Source organism: Dyadobacter flavalbus, from assembly GCF_006149045.1.
Taxonomy (GTDB): domain Bacteria; phylum Bacteroidota; class Bacteroidia; order Cytophagales; family Spirosomataceae; genus Dyadobacter; species Dyadobacter flavalbus.
Window position 1 is genome coordinate 107,119 of sequence record NZ_VBSN01000049.1, and the last position, 19,810, is coordinate 126,928.

Here is a 19,810-nt window from a genome sequence, read left to right on the forward strand (position 1 = left end):
ATCATGAAAAGGACAGTAACAGAACATCATGAGAAGAGACCGGGTGAAGAATTACTTTCTGCAATGCTCTGCGCCTTTGCCCTGATTGTCGTGTACATTGTTTTTTGTCTGATCACATCAGCGATATAAAATTGCCATCAAACCCTTAACCAATAAGTTCATAACCTGTTCGTAAACCCCTCCTTTATCAAACCCTTAACCACTCACTTTTCACTATTTACTTTTTACTTTTTACATTTCACTTTTCACTTTTCACTTTTTACTTTTTACTTTTCACAAACCAGAAAGCTGTTCCATACGAGAAGACAAGCGCCCGGCAGCCCGACATTCAGTTCAAGGTTCAGAATAATCTTGATTGGATCTGGAATAATTGATCAAAAGTATGTTGTCTTTTTCAACAGTTCATTACTGATTTTCAAAATACATCCAGTCTACATGGAACAAAGGGCCTTTTTGATTTTCATTTCTGAATACAAAAAATAAATCATGCATTCCCGTTGCAGCACGAAGTGGCAGCAGAAGCTCTTTCCAGTCCGTTTTGGGATCGGTTACTTTTCCTGCTGCCACATGTAGGCTGCCGAGCAAAGCGCCGTCTTTTGCATCCTGCCTTACTTCAATGATCCCGCCGGCACCCTGCTCCTGGACACGCAGGCGGATGGCCTTGATCCGGTTGAGATCAATGGCGTGGAAACGGGTAAATTTCCCGTCCGTAATGCTGGCGATGTACGAAATATAGCCCGTGTTCCGGGTTGCGGGCACGACACTCACATTGCCTTCATGATAATCTTCCAGTTGTATCAAAGGATTTCGGAGCACGATATGACGGCCGGTTTTTAAAGGTTCAATACCGTTTGCGCCTTTATCGGCGTAGGAAGCCTGCAGAATGTAAGCGCCTTCATTTCCCTTTCCGATATGTTCCGTAAGCGCAATACTGCCGGCAAGCGGCGTTTTTTCCTGCTCCGTTCCCAGGGATAAAATATAGCCGGCAATTTCCCTAGCATCTTTTTCAGAAAGGTCCGCGTGCGGCGGCATCGGGTAAGAGCCCCAGTTGCCGCTGCCGCCTGTAATGATCTTCCGGCCGAGCATTGCTTCCGCACCTTCCTTGCCTGCGTACCTTTTGGCTACATCCTTCAGTGCCGGGCCAATGGATTTGGTTTCGATCGTATGGCAGGCTTTGCAATCCAGCGAAGCATACAACTTTGCTGTGCCGGCAAACCGGAGATCCGTTTCACCGCCAGCAGTAAGTGCACCCGCAAGATCTTTCCCGAAAGGCAGGTAATCAAAGCTAACTTTGATTTTTTCCGGGTCAATTTTCCCGTCTTCCTTGTCCGTCACCTTGATATTGTAGTCCAGTGTGGCATTGTCCCAGTAAAAACTGCGGTTCGCTTTGGTTTCAATAATCACGTCGGGCGGCGTATTGCCTACTTTCACCTGAGTCGTTGCCGTTCCTTTTCCGCCGTGCTGATCCGCAACCGTAAGTACGACATTGTAAACGCCCGGCTTGGTGAAAGTATGCTTGATGTCTTTTCCGGCCACTGATCTGGTCCCGATTTTCCAGACATACGAAAGCTTGTCGCCGGCATCATAATCCCTGGAATCTCCGGCTGAAAGTGCAACAGTCAACGGCGCTGCGCCAATCGTCTTTTCAATTTTCAGCGAAGCAACCGGGTTGCGGTTCCCTTCCGAATACTCGACCCGGATAATTCCCGAATCCGTATTTCTGGCAAACCAGTTGGTTCCGTAAGCCAAAAGGTAAACAGCACCATCGGGAGCAATTTGCATGTCCATCGGAGCCACTACTTTAAGCTGCGGCAAAAAAGGCTCCATACTCACATAATTCCCGTCTTTATCCAGCGTGACAGCCATGATCCATTTTCGTATCCAGTCAAAAATAAACAGCTTTCCATGGTAATATCCGGGCAGTTTGTACGGGGCGTCCGGGTAAAGGTCGCTGTAATAAACCGGACCGGCCATGGCGCTGGCACCGCCTTTTCCTACTTCCGGCCATTTTCCGGAAGGTCCTTTTCCATACCAGATAAAGGCAGGCTGCGCCGGCGGCAGTTCTTTAACACCGGTATTATTGGGCGAATCGTTAATCGGACGTTTCGGATCTTTCCCCGGGCCTTCCTTCTTGGTTTCAAAATCATAATCCGGAAACACTTCATTGTCTCCCAGAAAATAGGGATATCCGAAAAAGCCCGGCTTCCGTGCCTGATTAATTTCATCGTAGCTCAGTTTTCCTTCGCTGGCTGCAATTTCGGTGTCCGGGCCTACATCTCCCCAGTATACGTATTTAGTTTTGGGGTCAACCGAAATCCTGAACGGGTTCCGCAGACCCATTGCAAAGATTTCGGGCCGGCCGACTGATCCGTCTTTTGGAAACAGATTGCCATCCGGAATACTGTAAGTTCCGTCTGCCTCGGGGCGGATGCGCAATATTTTGCCGCGCAGGTCATTGCTGTTTGCCGTTGCAGCCTGATCATCCGCCAGTTCCCTTCCGGGCCTTTCATCAGTCGGATTGTGGCCTTCAATTTCCTCCGCATTCGTGTTGTCACCAATTGACAGATATAAAAGACCGTCCGAATCAAAAGTAATGTAACCGGCTGAATGACAGCAGTACTGGCGCTGCGTGGGAACTTCCAGCAATACTTTTCCGGATGACTGGATTATTTTCCGGTCTTTCAGCTCAAAACGTGTCAGATGACTTACATTTTTGTCCCCCGCAACGCCGTAGTAAAAGTATATCCAGTTATTGTTTTTAAAATCAGGGTCAGCAGCTACGCCCAGCAGACCGTCCTCAATCCCGCTGAAAACATTGAACTGCGAAATGGTGGACAGCTCTTTCGTGCTGTTATCAAAGTAGCGGACGGCTCCTTTCCTTTCTGCTACAACAATGTCGTAATTGGGTAAAACAGCCATTTCCATCGGCTCGTCCAGCCCGGAAACCAGTGTACTGTATGTAAACCGGCTCGAATCCGGTCCTTTGCCCAAAGCGGCAGTATGACCTGAACCCGAATTATTCTGCTGAATTTCTGCCTGCCATCCATGATCCACAGCTCTGAACAACGGCTTTTCATACCTTGAAACAGTAGCAATGTAGCACGTGCCGATCAGCAGAAGTCCGATAAAAGATCTGATTTTTTCCACCTGATACACTTAAAAAATTGATTTTACTTTATAAAAGCATCTATTCAATAGATTTTACTAAGTAATCAAAAACAGGCTTGCAGACTCCGGAACTCGGCAAATCTGCCCTTATCCGTAATTTGGATTTTTGGCAACGGAGTCGCCTGAACAATCGATTTCACCGTTTGCAGGATTGAAAAAACTTCATTTCTCACCTGTGAACAGCTTCCACCTCTTATTCCGGACTATCCGAATATCATCTTTTACAATCCGGTTTTATCAAAAATTGCCGGAAACGCCGGCGTGCACAAAACAGTAGAATACAAAAACCGGATTCTTATGTTATAATCTCCAAAACGGCCAGATTTTAGTATAAAACCCTGTTTCAACACTTTCTGCAATGTTTTACCTTACGGCCATGCATCATGAAAGTGAAACTTTACAGCAGTTTCTCCAGAGGAATGAAAAGGCATTTGCGGCACCTTTCAATCATGATCCTCCGCGGATTTATCCGAATCCGATTTCACATTGGCATTCAGGCATAAACGGCAGGCAATGCTGCCTCAAACCGCACCGTATCAGGCAAATCCGGATTATCCTTTCTGATTTTATAATTAAAAATTGACAACTCATGAACAGTAATGCATTTTTGCGCACGTTTCTTGTCCTTTTCATTTCAATCAATTTCGGTTATTCCAAAGCAGTAAAAGCCTGCACTGCCGAGCAAAACCTAAAAACGGACAGCCTTGTTGCGCCGAAGGTTTTTGTCAATACCGGCTTCGAAAATGCTTCGCCCATGAACTGGGAAATCGATTCGGCCGGAAGGATCATCGCCAGTCTGGTTTACGATCATGAACGGTTTTCACAAAACCGCGCCAACGGCCACTGGCATTTCAAGGTAGAAGCACCGGCAGGAACAGACGTTACGATTATTCTTCAGAATTTTGACAACATCTGGAACAACACGCATGCAAGCCAGGTTTCCAAACATACGCCTTATGTAATTTCCTTCGACAATAAAACATGGGAAAGCCGTCCCGCCGAGCTGCTGCCGGGCAATCGTCTGCAGATCAGGCTGAAAATGACCGGCCCAAACGCTTACTTTGCCGGCGTGGAACCCTACCGGATCAGCGATCTGGCCAAATTTCTGACTGATATAAAAACTAGTAAACTCGTTGCGGTAACCCAGATCGGTAAAACTTCCGAAGGACGCTCACTGGAAATCATCAGGATCGGGAATGAGAAAGCGCCTAAACGGATTTTTCTCAGGGCGCGGGCGCATGCGTTTGAATCCGGCGGTAACTGGACCGTCGAGGGACTGGTGCAGCGTTTGATTCAGAATGACGAGCAGTCAAAAACCTGGCTGAAAAGATATTGTGTGTACATTTTGCCTATGGCCAACAAGGATGGCGTTGCACGCGGAAAAACACGTTTCAACAGCAACGGCTACGACCTCAACCGCAAATGGGACAAAGAAGCCGACTCACTGATTGCTCCTGAAAATTATTATCTCGAAAAATGGATGCGCAGGATGATCGCTGAAAACAGGAAACCCGATTTGGGCCTCGACCTGCATAATGACGCAGGCGGGAATCTGCATATAAGCCGTCCGGACGGCGACATTCGCGCTTATCTGGCGAACATGGAAAAGCTGGAAATGCTTTTAAGAAAACACACCTGGTTCACGGAAGGCTCCACGCGGCCCGGGTTCCGGAACCCGGGTACGCTCGGTGAAGGATTCATGGAGCGGTTCGGTATTGAAGCTGCCGTATACGAGCTGAATTACGAATGGGTGGAAGGATTGAAAAAGGCGCCGCTTGCAGCAGACTGGATTTCCCTCGGAGGCATGCTGCCGAAAGTATTTTACGATTATTTTGAAAATCCGTAAGCCACGATCACAGGCGAGTACATTGTTTTCATTATAAAATCGGCAGGCTGCGCGTTGCGTGCGCTTTGCCGGTTTTTTATTTATGGGGCCCTGTGAAAATCCACGACTTATTTCTTTGGCACAGTATAATTTACCGGTTTAGCCCTGCTCAACATTTTCCGTTTCTTTCAGAAAATCCACGACATCCGGCACGGTTATTTTTCACGCCAACAGCATTGAAAATGGCATTGAAATTTACAGGATACAATTCACGGACAATTATTTACCGGTTTTATAAAAAGTACGATTCATTTGCCGGATTGTAAAAGTTTATCAGCATTAAACAAAGTGTTTTATATAAAATAAGGGATCGACGTTTGGACATCCTGGACAAACAGAACGAAATCAGCAAAAGCATAAAGTTATGGAAAAAAGAAAGTTAGGAAGCTCGGATATTGAAATTGCGCCATTGGTTTTCGGTGGAAACGTGTTTGGCTGGACGATTGATGATAACAAAACGTTTGAATTGCTGGACGCTTTTGTGGATGCAGGTTTTAATGCCATCGATACGGCCGATGTATATTCGGTGTGGGTTCCGGGCAACAAAGGCGGAGAATCGGAGACGGCAATCGGAAAATGGTTCAGAAAAAGCGGTAAAAGAGACAAAGTTGTGCTTGCTACCAAAGTAGGCGGTGAAATGGGTCCCGGCCAGAAAGGATTAAGCAGGAAATACATTATTTCCCAGGTGGAAACTTCGCTGCAAAGGCTGCAAACCGATTACATTGACCTTTACCAATCGCATTACGACGACCCTGAAACGCCGGTCGAAGAAACGATGGAAGCTTATGACCAGCTCATTCAGGAAGGTAAAGTGAGGATTATAGGGGTTTCAAACTTTGAGATTCCGCGGCTTGAAGAAGCGATCAAATTCAGTCTTAAGCACGAAATGCCAAGTTACCAGACTTTCCAGCCGGAATTCAACCTGTTCGACAGACAGGTTTTCGAGGAAGAAATTGCTCCGTTCACCATGGGAATTAACCTCAGCGTAATCAGCTATTTTTCGTTGGCAAGCGGGTTTCTGACCGGAAAATACCGCTCAAAAGACGATCTTCAGGGCAGCAAAAGAAGCGGCATGGTTGAAAAATACCTGAATGACAGAGGTTTCAGAATCCTGGCTGCACTCGACGAGCTTGCTGCAGAATATAATGTTACTCCGGCAACCATATCGCTGGCCTGGCTCATGGCACATCCGGCTGTTGCCGCGCCTATTGCCAGCGCCACCAGTCTTGAACAGCTTCACGAACTGATGCAGGCCGCAACGATTACACTGGAAGATGCCGCCATTGAAAAACTGGACGAAGCGAGTGCGTATTAAATGGCTGTTGGCTATTAGCTTTTAGCTGTTGGCTTTAAAATGATAATATTTTGATAGAAAGCAGCATACAGAAAGCGACAATTTCTAATCTTTCTAATCACAAAATTTACATTTAACAAAAATCAGCTGATATACATGAAGTGTATCAGCTGATTTCTATGGGGTGAAAACCGGAATATCGCCGTCCTTGATTCAGTTTATTTCAATTTCAAAACGGTCCCATAAAGACGAAATTCGCTCCTCTTCGTTACCGACATCAATGTGATGGGAAATGGCGTAATACGAACCGGTGAGTGTAAGTCTGTTATCCTTTTTCTCGATGCTAATTTTCAGAAAACCGTGCTGGTTATCGCAAAAGCATTCCAGTGTTACGTCTTTCAGCAAAGGATTCTCGGTATAAAAATTTTCATCGTTTATGTGAACTATTTCGTGCAAGCCATCATACCCACCTGCTCCGGCTACAACAAAAGGAATTTCTTTTCCGTCTGCGTATTTTTTGATAAACCTTTGGTAATTATGCACATGCCCGCTGAATACAATATCCGGGCGAATTCCGGTTTCTTCAAAAACACCTTCCAGCATTTCAATCATCGGCAGGCTGGAACCGTGGTTGATATCGGCGGAATAAGGCGCATGGTGCAGACAAATGATCAGCGCTTTTCGGGGCAATTCCTGCCGGGCGGCCTTTAATTCTTCCACCAGCCAGTTTCGCTGCTCAGCAGTAATGATGCCGTATTTAGGCACATTGCTGTGAGGTCCGATTATAGTAGCCAAAGGCGTTTCAAGTGTCCAGAATACATTGGGCTGGATCATACTTTTCCTGCGGGAATTTCCGCTGAACGGCACGGTCCTTGGCTCGGTATCACAAAAAACGGCTTTGAATGCGCTCAGACTGTCGTATGGCTCGGAACTGTCCGGATTGACGTCACTGTCATGGTTGCCGGCAATCGCAAATATGGAAGACGGATAATTCTCAAACGGTTCGAAAAATTGCCTTGCATATTGTGTCGCCTCGCCATGATTATAAACGATATCACCCAGATGGTACAGAAATCCTGGCTTGTCTTCATCGCTTTCCGAATTTTCAAACTGCCTGACCATTTCAGCCGCAACCTCACGCAGGAAATCAGCATGATGGATGCTTCCGGTATCGCCCAGCATATGGAATACCATCTTTTTTTCCAGGTTTCCGGTTGGCTGAACATCCTGCAGGTTCAGATGAAACGGATAGGTACCGCTGGGCTCCGGTGCCATTCTGAACTTGTAATTTTCATCCGGCTGGTTCTTTTTCAGTACCGGGATATTATATTTCTGAACCTTGTCTGACATACCTGATTATCAATTTCTGTAATGTTTCGGTCAACAGCAATTCCTGCACCAATCCTGCGAAATATAGAAGAATAGGCTGCCTTTAACAAAATTCAGGAAAATGGGAATGTAAGAAGTGAAATGTGAGAAGTGAAAATAACATGTAAGGTGCGTCTTGGGCGGGATTTGCTTTTTCCAATCCGGAAGAATCTTAATCGGCTTGCTGCTAATGCAATATGGCTGCACATGTGGCAGCCATATTGCGTCAGAAAACATACCTTACAGCGTATTTCCGGATGAATTCGGAACGGATTATTTTTTCGCTTCCTTCACAGCCACAATCGGGAAATCTCCGTACTGCGTTGAAACGGAACCGCTGAGCGAATCCCCTTTTTGCGTCAGGCTGTACTTGATCAATCCGCCTTCGAAATCGGTTGCAAAAGAAACTTTTCCCTGATCAACAGTGAGTTCCTTCATTTCTTTCTTGTCGGTTTGTCCCATGTACCCCACCATTTTGTTATCTTTTTGCTCAAAGGTCATATACCCGGATTCGTATTCCGGCGGCACATTGGAAATCGTGTACTTCCAGGTACCCAACAGCTCATCGGCTATCATCACACTTTGTGCAGCAATGGAAATCATGGCCATTGCAACGATCATTGTCAACAAGTACTTTGCTTTCATCATTTGGTCAAAAAGGATTAAAATGTTACATAAATAAGGAACCGCATTCGTTTCCAAATTTATACAAATACATGAATTGTGCAATCTGTCGGACACAAATGTATTCCTTTATCCAAGAATGAATATTAAATTACTGTTATCAGAAATCCTGACACGCTTTACATTTTCTTAACACGGATTTTGTCAGAAGCGCCTGCTATTCCTGTAACATTGTCTTTCAAACCATTTATTCCGTCATCATGCACCCCGGCATAAAGCCCTTTGCTCTTGTTCTGTTACTGATTAGTCTGGTTCCCGCAGTTGTGTCTGCACAGGTGAACAAAGCCTACCCGGCCTCGCGTTTTCCCGACCGCATTATTCTGGGATTCAAAGGGGATGCTTCCCGTACGCAGGCCGTAAACTGGCGGACGGACTCTACGGTGACCCATGCAGTTGTGGCCGTTCATGAAGCCGATCCTTCGCCTGATTTTCAGGAAAATGCACGAATTGTAAATGCTCTGACGCAGCACGTCACGATGGATGGCAGGAAAATCAGTTACCATGAAGCTGCTTTAACCGACCTTAAACCCGCAACGCAGTATATTTACAGAGTTGGCGACGGCACGTACTGGAGTGAATGGTTTCATTTCAAAACGGCTTCGGATAAAACCGAACCCGTTTCTTTTCTTTACTTCGGTGATGCACAGAATGACATTCGCTCGCTGTGGTCAAGGACGGTACGCGGGGCATATTCCGCCCTTCCGGATGCCGATTTCATGATCCATGCCGGCGATCTGATCAACCGGGCCAATGCGGATTACGAATGGGGCGAATGGTTTGAAGCCGGCGGCTGGGTAAACGGAATGATCCCCAGCCTTGCAGTGCCCGGCAACCATGAATATTTTAAAGGTGAAAACCAGAAAGGAATTTTGTCCCGGCACTGGCGGCCGCAGTTTGCACTGCCGGAAAACGGACCGGAAGGCTTGACGGAAACGACTTATTACATGGATTACCAGGGCATAAGATTCATTTCACTGAACTCGCAGGAAGCCATATCCGATCCCGAAGTGATGGAAAAACAAGCGGCCTGGTTTGAAAAAACCGCAAGGGAAAATCCAAACCGCTGGACCATTGTTTTCCATCATCACCCGATTTATTCCACTGCCAACGGCCGCGACAACGATCACTGGCGGGCAAAAATGGAACCGCTTTATAAACAGTATCACGTTGATCTTGTTCTTCAGGGACACGACCATACGTATGCCCGGGGTATAAATATGCCGCTGGGACAAAGCAGGAAAAAACCGGACGGCCCCATCTATGTAGTTTCGGTAAGCGGCCCAAAAATGTACGCGCTCGGCCTCGAAAACTGGATGGACCGTGCCGCTTCCAACACGCAGCTTTACCAGACCGTGCACATAGACGAAAACAAGTTATCTTTCAAGGCATTTACCGTTAACGGCGACACTTACGATGCCTTCGACCTGTTAAAAGACAAAAACGGCCGCAATACACTCGTGGAACTTTCCGGCTCACTGCAAATGCAGGAACGCCTTGATCTTCCCAAAGAACTGCAGAAACGCTTCAAAGAAGCAGAGCTGAAAGAATACAACGAACGCTTCCAGAGATACAAACAAAGAAAAAACCTGAAATAACCGCCGGAGCATTCATTCAACCCGCATCTTACAAAAACACATCTTGCATTTCACTGATTACCATTCCGCTGCGCTGCCGTCATCATGTTTCCAGAGCGGGTTTTTCCAGTTATGGCCTATTTCCGCCATTCTGCGCACCTGCTCCTCATCGATTTCAATACCGAGTCCGGGGCCGGAAGGGATTTTTACAAAACCGTCTTCATAGCTGAACACCGTCTTATCCGCAAGGTAATCCATCAGGTCACTTCCCTGATTATAGTGAATGCCCAGACTTTGTTCCTGGATAAATGCGTTGTGACAAGTAGCGTCAACCTGTAAGCACGCGGCCAGCGCAATAGGCCCGAGCGGACAGTGCGGCGCAGCGGCCACGTCAAAAGCTTCGGCCATGGACAATATTTTTTTACATTCCGTAATACCGCCGGCATGCGAAAGATCGGGCTGGATAATATCGGCGTAACCTTTTGTCAGCAAATCCTTGAAATGCCAGCGGCTGAACATGCGCTCGCCCGTTGCAATAGGAATGCAGGTATGCTGCGCAATTTCCCTCAGCGCCTCGTTGTTTTCAGGCAAAACGGGTTCTTCAATAAACATCGGACGGAACTGTTCCAGCTCTTTGGCCAGCACCTTGGCCATCGGCTTGTGCAGACGTCCGTGAAAATCAACGCCGATATCCAGCGCATACCCTACAACTTCACGGATGGAAGCCACACGAAGCAGCACATGATCAATCTTTTCATAGGAATCAACATACTGCATTTCATCGGTCGCATTCATTTTAATGGCTTTGAAACCAATGTCCAGCGAAAGTTTGGCAGCATTTGCCACATCCGACGGACGGTCCCCGCCTATCCATGAATAAACCTTGATCTTGTCGCGGCATTTCCCGCCAATTAACTGATAAACAGGTGCATTGTAAAACTTGCCTTTGATATCCCAGAGCGCCTGATCAATACCCGCAATGGCACTCATTAAAATGGGTCCGCCGCGGTAAAATCCACCTCTGTACATCGTATTCCAGTGACCTTCAATGTCCATCGGATCTTTCCCGATCAGCGTATCCATCAGTTCAATGACCGCCGCCTTCACCGTTGCAGCCTTTCCTTCTATAACCGGTTCCCCCCAGCCAATCAGTCCTTCATCCGTTTCTATCTTCAAAAACAGCCATCTCGGCGGAACCTGGAACAATTCGTAACTTCTGATTTTCATTTTTGCTTTCAGTTAATTCCTAAAATTACTTTCTAAGCGTACAAATCCAAGTGCATGCATGCGTTCAGCGGTGTTTTTACCTTAATAAAGCCGTATTTTTCTTTTTGCCTCAGAATATTCTGCCTTGCAGACAAGTTGGCTAAAACCCTTTATTTCAGAAACATGCCGACCATTTCGGCAGCAGAAATTCATAACGGGCGCAGCTGAAAATTTCAGCCGCAATGCAGACTTTTATTGGAACCGGTATCAGTGAGACAAACACCAAAACCGGCTTTCTGCACAGACATTTTCATTAGAAAAAACCTGAAAACAGGCCGTTTCGGCATCATTGGTATGATATTATATACAGTTACCGGTATGTTTACCGTAATTCACAGCACATTGGTTAACATTTGCCTGAAACTGGTAAAAACTGCAAAGCACATGGAATAACCTGCTGAAAATACAAGTGTCATTTTGCGGATCTGTCCGTGGAATACGATGAAATGTTTATCTTTTAATTACACAACCAATACTGGAAACAGGAATTGAAAACAGGGTGCATTTTGTAGTGACGGAAAGCATATTTGGCGTACTTCGCTTTGATGCTTTTTATTCCCGTGAAGCGGAATAGATATATGCTTGTCAAAGTACTTGCGATTTTGCTTTATAAAAGATTATCAACAGTTATGGAAGAGGAATTTGAAGCAATGAAGGTATTCCGGAATCATGACCTGATTCTGTTCACGATGGAAGAAGGCCTGAACAGCAGAATTATTTCCAATATGAAAATTCTGGAAACACAGCGTATGGTTGTTTTGTCATGGTCCACAAACCTGGAATCGCTGATTTACGGCCGGCTTACGAAAGAAGGACTGGACTTGCGCAATTACCTGAAACAGCACGAATGGGAATAATGCGGTTTTCAGCATTTTAAGCAACGGCTTTTTAGAAACTAAAATGCCTGAGCAGCCTTATCCTGTAAACTGCTATCCATATACGATGAGATTATTTTCGGGCTTCGTTCATCGGGGCTGCTGACGTACTTCGTACTTGTTTTATTATACAGATTCCGGATCACCTTTTCCCCGACGATGAAACATGCACGGCTTCGTTGATCCCGTATTTCAAGCAGCTGCCTTTGCCGGATCAGAACAGCATACTACAACAATCCGGACGAGTCCCGCCGTGAGATCATCCTCAGCCTTACGGCTCCATACCTAAAAAAGCACCGTTTTGTTATAAAAGGCCGTTTGCCGACTGAACCCATATGCCGGACAAAATGGTTGTACGTTTCAGTATAGAGCTGAAATCATTTTTGTAAGATGACAGTTTAAAACAGAAAGGACCATCTTTGGTAAACAGGATTGTAATACAGGCATGGATCTCCACTACACTGCGCGGATTTCCGAGGTGAAAAATCGGATGAGAATCGATGTTCAGGACGTAGCTGGAATTGCCTGTGACCGGGCTTTGAAAATGCCTCCTGATTTACCGAGATTATGTAAAAAACAACCCGGACAAAATCCTTTGAAGTACAGAAAAACAGAATTGAACTAATTAAATAAATAATCAGGAACAGATGAAAGCCATTGTTACAGAACAGCCCGGAGGCGTTGAAAATCTTCGGCTTGTAAATATTGAAAGCCCCGAAATCCAGGCAGAAGAAGTCCTTGTACAGGTAAAAGCCATCAGCATTAACCCCGTGGATGTGAAAAGCCGTGCAGGAAAAGGCATGTACGGACGCATTAAAGATCAAAGCCCGCTGATACTCGGCTGGGACATTTCCGGTGTCGTAACTGAAACAAAAAGCGATGCATTCAAAGTCGGCGACGAGGTTTTTGGTATGGTCAATTTTCCCGGCCATGGAAAGGCATATGCCGAGTTTGTGGCAGCGCCTGCATCGCAGCTTGCCGGAAAGCCCGGCACTATTTCGCATGAAGAAGCGGCTTCCGCAACATTGGCGGCACTGACCGCATGGCAGGCGCTGGTTAAAAAGGCAAAAGTAGAGGCTGGCCAGAAAGTACTGATCCATGCGGCGGCCGGCGGCGTCGGGCATTTTGCAGTGCAGCTGGCCAAACATCTGGGCATTCACGTAACAGGAACCTCTTCGGCCGGAAACAAGGACTTTGTACTTGCACTCGGTGCAGACGAACACATTGATTATCATGGGTACGACTGGCAGAAAAGTTCGCTTGAATTTGACTTTGTTTTCGATACGGTTGGTGGCGACAACATTGACAATTCCCTTGAAGTGACCAAACCCGGCGGAACACTGATCAGCATTCCTACCGGCCTGAACGAATTGGTTACCGAAAAGGCAAAGGCAAAAGGTGTGAACGGATATTTCTTTCTGGTACAGTCGGACGGCGAGGATATGCAGCAAATTGCGGCATTAATGGAAAAAGGCATTTTAAAAGCGCATGTTTCACAAACTTTCCCGTTTGCGGACATGGCGGCAGCACACCTTCAGGTAGAAAGCGGCAGAACGGTCGGGAAGGTGATTGTTACTTTGTAGCGTATTGCTGGCTTTTAGGGAGAAGGGGGAACGGAGGAAGGGAGAAGGGGGAATGGATAATAATAATAATAATAATAATAATATAAAGCCATTACTTACTTGTAAAACGGATGATTACAAGTAAGTAATGGCTTTGTGTTTGCTGCGGCAGTTATTTTTTTGATATGCTTGTTTCCAACCATTCCGTTTTCCCAAAGCCTGACACTGATTGCCAACAGGTGCGTGACCGGCTTTTACAATCGGATGTAAACGATTGCTCAGCAACACATTTTTGGAACCGTGTTTATTGCTTGGCTATTTTTCCGGTGTAAGTATTTTGTCCGTGCCTGAGCTGATAAATATAAAGCCCGGCGGGAAGTTTTTCTGCGTTGAATTCCACCTTGTATTTCCCGGCTGCCTGCATGCCATTCACAAGTACGGCCTGCTGCTTTCCTTCAGGTGTAAAAATGGCTAGATTTACTTCTTCCGGCTGCGCCAGTTCGTAAGATATGGTTGTTTGAACCTGAAACGGATTCGGATAAGCATACAAGTTATCTTCACGGGCTGTTGACGCTGCAGATTCCTGTGCGCTTAATCTTGCTAAAGAGTTGGCTGTTACCAAATCGGCATTATCGGATACAAAGTTCAGGCTCAGAAAATCGATATTCGGGCCGCTGGTGCCTGTCGCCGTTAACCGGATTTTGTGTGTTCCTGCCTTTAAAAACACTTTTTGACCAGAATAAAAAGCCCAGTTATCCCAGCTCGCCAGAGGTAAAAAAACAGAATTGCCCGCCGGAACGCCGTCCACAGTCAATGCCAGTGAACGCTCGTTTCTGGTATTCGCAAAGATGTAACCCACGCTGTATGTGCCGGGCAAAGCAATCTGTGCCGTCCATTCGATATAATCGCTTCTGTTATTGATAAAATCAGCATAGCCTTTTCCGCTGAAACCCGGATGGTCACTGGCCGCAACGGCTCCCGAAAGTTTTGCATTTTCTGCTTCCAGGTTCATACTTGCCGGCAGCTCCACGGCAGCCACCAGGTAATTCATTTTTGTACCTGATGCGGGACTGGCCAGATTCGCCCCCAAAATGAATGGCCTTGGATAAACCTGCCAGATATCAGCCTGCCTGCTGTAAATTTCCAGATACTGTGAACCCGGATCATTCGTGCCGATGATGTCACCCGTTTTGTGCCATCCTGCCAGCCAGGCCGGCAATACACCGGCCCTTGGATCATAGGCGACATAAACCACCACCTGCTTTTTCATAAAAGTTGTAAGCCAGCTTGCCTGTGTCTGGTTCTTGTCTTCCATGGCCGTCTGGACAAATGACGCACCTTTCAGATAGCCGGGCAGCGAAGTAACCTGATAATCCCGGTCGGTATAAATCCGGGAACCTGCATTTAACTTTGAAACCGTGTATGAACGGCCGTTTGGAACTGAAACCTGTGTGATCAGATTATCTTCCTCCGGCTTTTCCGGTACAGCAGGCTTTTCGGTACCGGGCTTGCATGCCCCGATCCAGTCTACGAAAAAGTCTTTACCCGCAGTCTGCGTAGAAACCTTCCAGCCAAAATGACCTAATTGTTTGTACGTCAGATCAATTGTTTCCAGCACGGGCCATTTTGAATAACCCTGCCCTTTGTCCAGGTAAACCTGAATCAGGCCGCTTTTATAACGTGCTATCTTAAACTTGTACCATCTTGTATCTTCTAGTGCCGGATAAATGCTGAACTCGTCGAGCACACGCGGATGATAAATATTGTCGGTTGCAATGCCAAGGGTAAGGTTTCCGCCGGAATCAGGATAATAAGTCAGGACATACGCTTTTGATTCGGCGGAATTTGCCTGCCCGAATATCAGCCTGAACTCCCGCCAGTAGCTGCCGGTAAGCCCTTTGGCGGATGTTTCGATTACATAGGACTCCGCAGCAAATTTTCCGGCAGTTACAAGCGAGCCAATATCCGATGCGTTGAAAGCGGCGCCGTTCCGTATAGACCATGAATTGTTTATTTTCCAGTTTGCGCCGAGGACGCTCCGGTTGAAATCATCGCGAAAAGGCAGTTCAGTTTGTGCAAAAGCAGTCGTCAGACTGGCGAAAAAAAGCAGGAACATGACGAACATGCCATGCAGTAAAACTGATTTTAGTGAGGTCAACTGTACATGTTTTTTCATATTAAATATTTATATATACATAATGTAAATATAAGAAGTATAATTTAAAGTGACATTTTAACTTTGGCATTAAAATCAGCTAATTAAAATCTGAATTCAGAGTACTGGAATCAGTTAGTAGTTGAATTGTAATCTGGAACTTGCTTACAGCATCAAAAGCGTTTTCTTTCCCATTTCACTGACACTTCGGAGCCTTCTGCTAAAAAAACAGAATGCGGCTCTACTTTGTTTAAAATATTGAATTCAGGCCCGTACATGAATTCGAAATCACACTTTATTTCATAGTAATTAACCTGATTGACCATCCATCTGATGTGATTGACAGTGTACTCTTCTGTTGCAGTATCATTGATTTTAGTGTAACCGTAATAGTGCTCCAATATAAACTCTTCAAAACTGGCTGTTGCTATTTCAGAAGTTACTGCCTCTGCTTCAACATAAATTTTGTTCCAGTCCTTCCCTGTTTTCCATTCGTATCCGATTTTTTTCACCCTGCTGTTTGTTTCCCATCGACGTTTTGTTGGCATAGACTTGTAATGTTCTTTGTACAAGTGATTTGCAAGCCAGGCAACGATTTTGCCGGGAACTACTTCATTGATGAAGACAACGCCTCTCTTGGTTTCTTGTCCTTGCTGCCTTGTTACATAAAATCTAAGGTTAACTTCCTCAAAAGTCCCGAAGTATGGAATGGGTATGTTAAAAACCCTGGTATCGCTGAATAAAAAACCAACCAAGCTCACGAAAGTTTTACCATTGTAAAAGTCCAGTTTTGTACCCTTGGGAATATAAGGCAAAAGCAGTTCAGGTTCAATTTCATAATTGGCCATGATTAGGTTTTTCCAACTTGCTTCCAAGAAATTTGTCATCATGCTTGATTTACTTAACAATGGAGTGATATATATCGATTTATCCTAGACTTTCTTGCTTGTTACCAAGTTATTTACGCACGTTTGCAAAGGTTATTATTACAAAAAGGAACTGCCAACTTATACGAAATAACGCAATTGTTATAAGCTGGCTTACCTTGCGGCAGAAGGCAGCTTTCATTTGGTATATTTAATATCGTACAGGTTCATGCTGTAACAGTAAATGGATTTGATAAAATGCTGCAGGTTGTTTTTATATGCACTTACATAAGTTTGATTATTGAATGATTGTATTACAACCAAAAAGGAGAAACACTCCACGATTGCAAAGTGCTTCTCCTTTTTGGTTTATAAATCTTCAGGCTTTTCAGGCCATAAAGGTGAATGCTTTCCGGAGCAGTTCGAGGCTTTTGGGTACGGATACGTCCGGATTTTCCTTTCCTTCCATTTCAAGGGAAACAAATCCTTTGTAATTCGCTTTCTGGAAAATTTTCCCGATGCGCGTATAATCCATTTCCTTGTCATAAAAAGTCCCGCCGCCATAGTAAGTCTTGGCCTGGACGATGGTGGCATAAGGGGCCAGTTTCTCAAGACCGGCGTATGGTTCGCCTACAAAATTCCCCGTATCCACGTTCAGCCCCATCGAAGGCGAGCTTTTGAGTGCGTTGTACATGCGCAGCAGATAGTCTATATTTGAGGAAAGCCCCCAGTGATTTTCCAGTGCGAGCACAATGCCTTCTTTTTCGGCATATTTCAGGCACTCGCCCATTCCGTCGATTGTCCATTTGATGCCGTCTTCATCCGTATAACCCTCTATCGGCGGTTCAATGCCGTGTGTGTAATAATCAGTCTGTCTTTTATTCTTGATCGTTCCCCACGATCCGGTATTCATTCGCACGCACGGAATGCCCATTTGTGAAGCCATGTTGATGCATTTGTAAGTATGCTCAATGTCGGCCTTTCTTTTGGCCACGTCGGGCTGCAGAAAGTTCTGGTGAATGGAAAGCAGCGGCAGGGCCAGTCCGTTATCAAAAGCCAGCCGTTTCAGTTTATTCTGATAGCCGACCGATTCTTCGGCCATCTGGCGGTGGAGGATTTCAACCCCGTCAAAACCGATACGCGCCGCATTTTCGATTACTTTTTCAATCGGGTACTTATCGCCTGTAAGCGGCCAGTACGAATACGAAGATACGCTGATCGGCAGCCTTCTGATTACCTGAGGTTTCGCCGCTTCGGGCTTTGCATCTGCCAGCGATCCGGTCAGTAAAGCTGATCCCAGCAAGGATGTTTTTTTAAGCCAGTTCCTTCTTGATCCCGAAGTTTCAAGGGCTGTAGAATTTTCCATGATGAAAGGTGAATGGTTAGTAATAGGGCTGTTAATTTAAGTTTATAATCGGTTAAGTAAAACTATTTGCCCGTATAAAGTGGAATTCTGGCTGATTTTCGGCATTTGGCGGTTGGCGGCTGGCAGTTGGCTTAAATCTTGCAGCCCATGGTTGTTGACCATCAGCAAACCGTAAAAATCCGAAGCGCAGACAACTGAAAACTGCTTGCATTTAACTAAAAACCAATTGCATTGAGCCGCCGGCCAAAGGATGATAGCCAAAAGCCAACCGCCGGTTCCGGCAACAATTCAGATTCTTATTTGTAATGCCGGGCAAATAATCAGAAATTGCACCCCCAATTTTTGAAATGATGACAACTTCTGTTTTTTGCGGTATTGATTTCGGCACTTCCAATTCCAGTCTGGCAGTTGCAGATCAAGATAATGTTTTCCTGGTTCCGGTTGAAAACGACAATATTACTATTCCAAGCGCCATGTTCTTTGCACGAAAGGACAATCAGGCATTCTTCGGCCGCGAGGCAACCGAACGCTTTCTTGCCCGGCAGCCGGGAAGACTGATGCGTAGCCTGAAACGGGTGCTGGGCACGCCCGCCATGCGACAGGGAACAATGGTGAACGGTGAACTGATGAAATTTGATCAGATCATTGCTGCATTTCTGGACCAGATGAAGCGCAAGGCAGAAGCGGACTGCGGAACAGAGCTCAGGCATGTCGTAATGGGACGGCCTGTTCATTTTGTTGATAACGATCCGGCAGCCGACCAGCGCGCAGAAAACGAGCTGAAAGCGGTGGGGATGCATCTTGGTTTCGAGCATGTAGGATTTCAGTTTGAGCCGATCGCAGCGGCATTTGCACATGAGGCTAGGGTTACAGGCGAAAAACTGGCCATCGTTGTGGACCTCGGCGGCGGAACTTCGGATTTTACCATCATCCGTTTATCCAGGGAAAATGCCCGCAGGCATGACAGAAGCAGCGATATACTTGCCAATACCGGCGTACGGCTTGGCGGAAACGATTTTGACAAGGATCTGAGCCTTGCCGAAATGATGCCGCAGCTTGGCTTCCGGTCTACTTACGGAGCCAAAAACCTGGAAGTGCCGTCTTACCACTATTTTGATCTTTCCGAATGGAGCAAAGTGAATTTTCTTTATACCAACCGGACTATATTTCAGGCCAAACAACTGCTCCGCGAAACGCACGATCCGGTACGTTATGGCAGGCTGATCAGCGTTCTTGAACAGGAAACCGGCCATGCCGTTCTGGCACAGACAGAAAAAATAAAAATCGGGCTGGCAAACAGTGAAAATTACGGTGCCGCGCTTGATTTTATTGATCAGGACCTGCGGGTTGAAGTTGCAAGGGAAGATTTCAATGCGGCAATTACCACAAAAACGCAGCGCATTTTACAGGCGGCCAGAGAATGTCTGCAAGCTGCCGGAATAGCGCCGGAAGCAATCGGTCTGGTTATTATGACGGGCGGTTCCACCGAAATTCCGCTTATTCAGGAGCAGTTCAGGCTGCTGTTCCCCTCGGCTGAATGGTCTGAGGAAAACAAACTTTCCAGCGTCGGACTCGGCCTTGCCTATGACGCCCGGAACCGTTTTTCATAAGCTTATAGCTTTTAGCTGTTAGCTGTTAGCTTTTAGCTTTTGGTCAGAAACGAACAAGCAACTTAAAGTAATTATCAACTGAAAATCAAGAACTTACATTTCACAACTACAAACTAATCGCTAAACGCTAACAGCTA

13 protein-coding genes are annotated in these 19,810 nt (G+C 46.0%); 6 read left to right on the forward strand and 7 right to left on the reverse strand.

Annotated features, from left to right (window positions below; genetic code table 11):
- Positions 1-405: 405 nt before the first annotated feature.
- On the reverse strand, positions 406-3,147 hold the full coding sequence (locus tag FEM33_RS16425) for a PQQ-dependent sugar dehydrogenase (RefSeq protein ID WP_229214276.1): 2,742 nt from the start codon (positions 3,145-3,147) through the stop codon (positions 406-408).
- Between the two features lie 610 nt (positions 3,148-3,757).
- On the opposite strand from FEM33_RS16425, the gene FEM33_RS16430 reads away from it, so the two are divergent.
- Both FEM33_RS16430 and FEM33_RS16435 read left to right on the forward strand, forming a co-directional pair.
- Entirely contained in the window at positions 3,758-5,014 is a 1,257-nt protein-coding gene (locus FEM33_RS16430) for a M14 family zinc carboxypeptidase (protein WP_139013090.1), read from the forward strand.
- Positions 5,015-5,417: 403 nt separating this feature from the next.
- Positions 5,418-6,368, forward strand: coding sequence for an aldo/keto reductase (locus tag FEM33_RS16435; protein WP_139013091.1), 951 nt, complete (start codon positions 5,418-5,420; stop codon positions 6,366-6,368).
- A gap of 192 nt (positions 6,369-6,560) precedes the next feature.
- Here FEM33_RS16435 and FEM33_RS16440 read toward each other — a convergent pair whose 3' ends face one another.
- Positions 6,561-7,697 (reverse strand): metallophosphoesterase family protein, encoded by a 1,137-nt coding sequence (locus tag FEM33_RS16440; RefSeq protein ID WP_139013092.1) that lies wholly within the window; start codon positions 7,695-7,697, stop codon positions 6,561-6,563.
- A 291-nt stretch (positions 7,698-7,988) separates the two neighbouring features.
- Positions 7,989-8,363: a hypothetical protein gene (locus FEM33_RS16445; RefSeq protein WP_229214277.1), complete on the reverse strand. Its 375-nt coding sequence runs from the start codon at positions 8,361-8,363 to the stop codon at positions 7,989-7,991.
- Positions 8,364-8,599: 236 nt separating this feature from the next.
- On the opposite strand from FEM33_RS16445, the gene FEM33_RS16450 reads away from it, so the two are divergent.
- Complete coding sequence (locus FEM33_RS16450) at positions 8,600-9,994, forward strand: purple acid phosphatase family protein (protein WP_139013093.1); 1,395 nt, start codon at positions 8,600-8,602, stop codon at positions 9,992-9,994.
- A 57-nt stretch (positions 9,995-10,051) separates the two neighbouring features.
- On the opposite strand, the gene dgoD is transcribed toward FEM33_RS16450, so the two are convergent.
- Positions 10,052-11,200 carry a galactonate dehydratase gene (gene dgoD, locus FEM33_RS16455; RefSeq protein WP_139013094.1) on the reverse strand — a complete coding sequence of 383 codons (1,149 nt, stop codon included), beginning with the start codon at positions 11,198-11,200 and terminating at the stop codon, positions 10,052-10,054.
- Between the two features lie 668 nt (positions 11,201-11,868).
- On the opposite strand from dgoD, the gene FEM33_RS16460 reads away from it, so the two are divergent.
- Positions 11,869-12,096, forward strand: coding sequence for a hypothetical protein (locus tag FEM33_RS16460; RefSeq protein ID WP_139013095.1), 228 nt, complete (start codon positions 11,869-11,871; stop codon positions 12,094-12,096).
- A gap of 665 nt (positions 12,097-12,761) precedes the next feature.
- The gene (locus tag FEM33_RS16465; RefSeq protein WP_139013096.1) at positions 12,762-13,697 is read left to right on the forward strand and encodes an NADP-dependent oxidoreductase; all 936 of its coding nucleotides are present in this window, start codon (positions 12,762-12,764) and stop codon (positions 13,695-13,697) included.
- A 283-nt stretch (positions 13,698-13,980) separates the two neighbouring features.
- Here FEM33_RS16465 and FEM33_RS16470 read toward each other — a convergent pair whose 3' ends face one another.
- From FEM33_RS16470 to FEM33_RS16480, 3 genes are all read right to left on the reverse strand, one after another.
- Positions 13,981-15,852, reverse strand: a complete 1,872-nt coding sequence (locus tag FEM33_RS16470; protein WP_139013097.1) for a T9SS type A sorting domain-containing protein — start codon at positions 15,850-15,852, stop codon at positions 13,981-13,983.
- Between the two features lie 152 nt (positions 15,853-16,004).
- Complete coding sequence (locus FEM33_RS16475; protein ID WP_310588827.1) at positions 16,005-16,721, reverse strand: YqjF family protein; 717 nt, start codon at positions 16,719-16,721, stop codon at positions 16,005-16,007.
- 364 nt (positions 16,722-17,085) lie between these two features.
- Positions 17,086-18,063, reverse strand: a complete 978-nt coding sequence (locus FEM33_RS16480) for a sugar phosphate isomerase/epimerase family protein (RefSeq protein ID WP_139013098.1) — start codon at positions 18,061-18,063, stop codon at positions 17,086-17,088.
- Between the two features lie 350 nt (positions 18,064-18,413).
- Here FEM33_RS16480 and FEM33_RS16485 point away from each other — a divergent pair, with 350 nt between their 5' ends.
- Positions 18,414-19,673, forward strand: coding sequence for an Hsp70 family protein (locus tag FEM33_RS16485; RefSeq protein WP_139013502.1), 1,260 nt, complete (start codon positions 18,414-18,416; stop codon positions 19,671-19,673).
- Positions 19,674-19,810: the final 137 nt, after the last annotated feature.

Coding starts and splice junctions, on each gene's coding strand:
- FEM33_RS16430 (WP_139013090.1), top strand. CDS start 3,758: ATGAACAGTAATGCATTTTTGCGCACGTTTCTTGTCCTTTTCATTTCA.
- FEM33_RS16435 (WP_139013091.1), top strand. CDS start 5,418: ATGGAAAAAAGAAAGTTAGGAAGCTCGGATATTGAAATTGCGCCATTG.
- FEM33_RS16440 (WP_139013092.1), bottom strand. CDS start 7,697: ATGTCAGACAAGGTTCAGAAATATAATATCCCGGTACTGAAAAAGAAC.
- FEM33_RS16445 (WP_229214277.1), bottom strand. CDS start 8,363: ATGATGAAAGCAAAGTACTTGTTGACAATGATCGTTGCAATGGCCATG.
- FEM33_RS16450 (WP_139013093.1), top strand. CDS start 8,600: ATGCACCCCGGCATAAAGCCCTTTGCTCTTGTTCTGTTACTGATTAGT.
- dgoD (WP_139013094.1), bottom strand. CDS start 11,200: ATGAAAATCAGAAGTTACGAATTGTTCCAGGTTCCGCCGAGATGGCTG.
- FEM33_RS16460 (WP_139013095.1), top strand. CDS start 11,869: ATGGAAGAGGAATTTGAAGCAATGAAGGTATTCCGGAATCATGACCTG.
- FEM33_RS16465 (WP_139013096.1), top strand. CDS start 12,762: ATGAAAGCCATTGTTACAGAACAGCCCGGAGGCGTTGAAAATCTTCGG.
- FEM33_RS16470 (WP_139013097.1), bottom strand. CDS start 15,852: ATGAAAAAACATGTACAGTTGACCTCACTAAAATCAGTTTTACTGCAT.
- FEM33_RS16475 (WP_310588827.1), bottom strand. CDS start 16,721: ATGATGACAAATTTCTTGGAAGCAAGTTGGAAAAACCTAATCATGGCC.
- FEM33_RS16480 (WP_139013098.1), bottom strand. CDS start 18,063: ATGGAAAATTCTACAGCCCTTGAAACTTCGGGATCAAGAAGGAACTGG.
- FEM33_RS16485 (WP_139013502.1), top strand. CDS start 18,414: ATGACAACTTCTGTTTTTTGCGGTATTGATTTCGGCACTTCCAATTCC.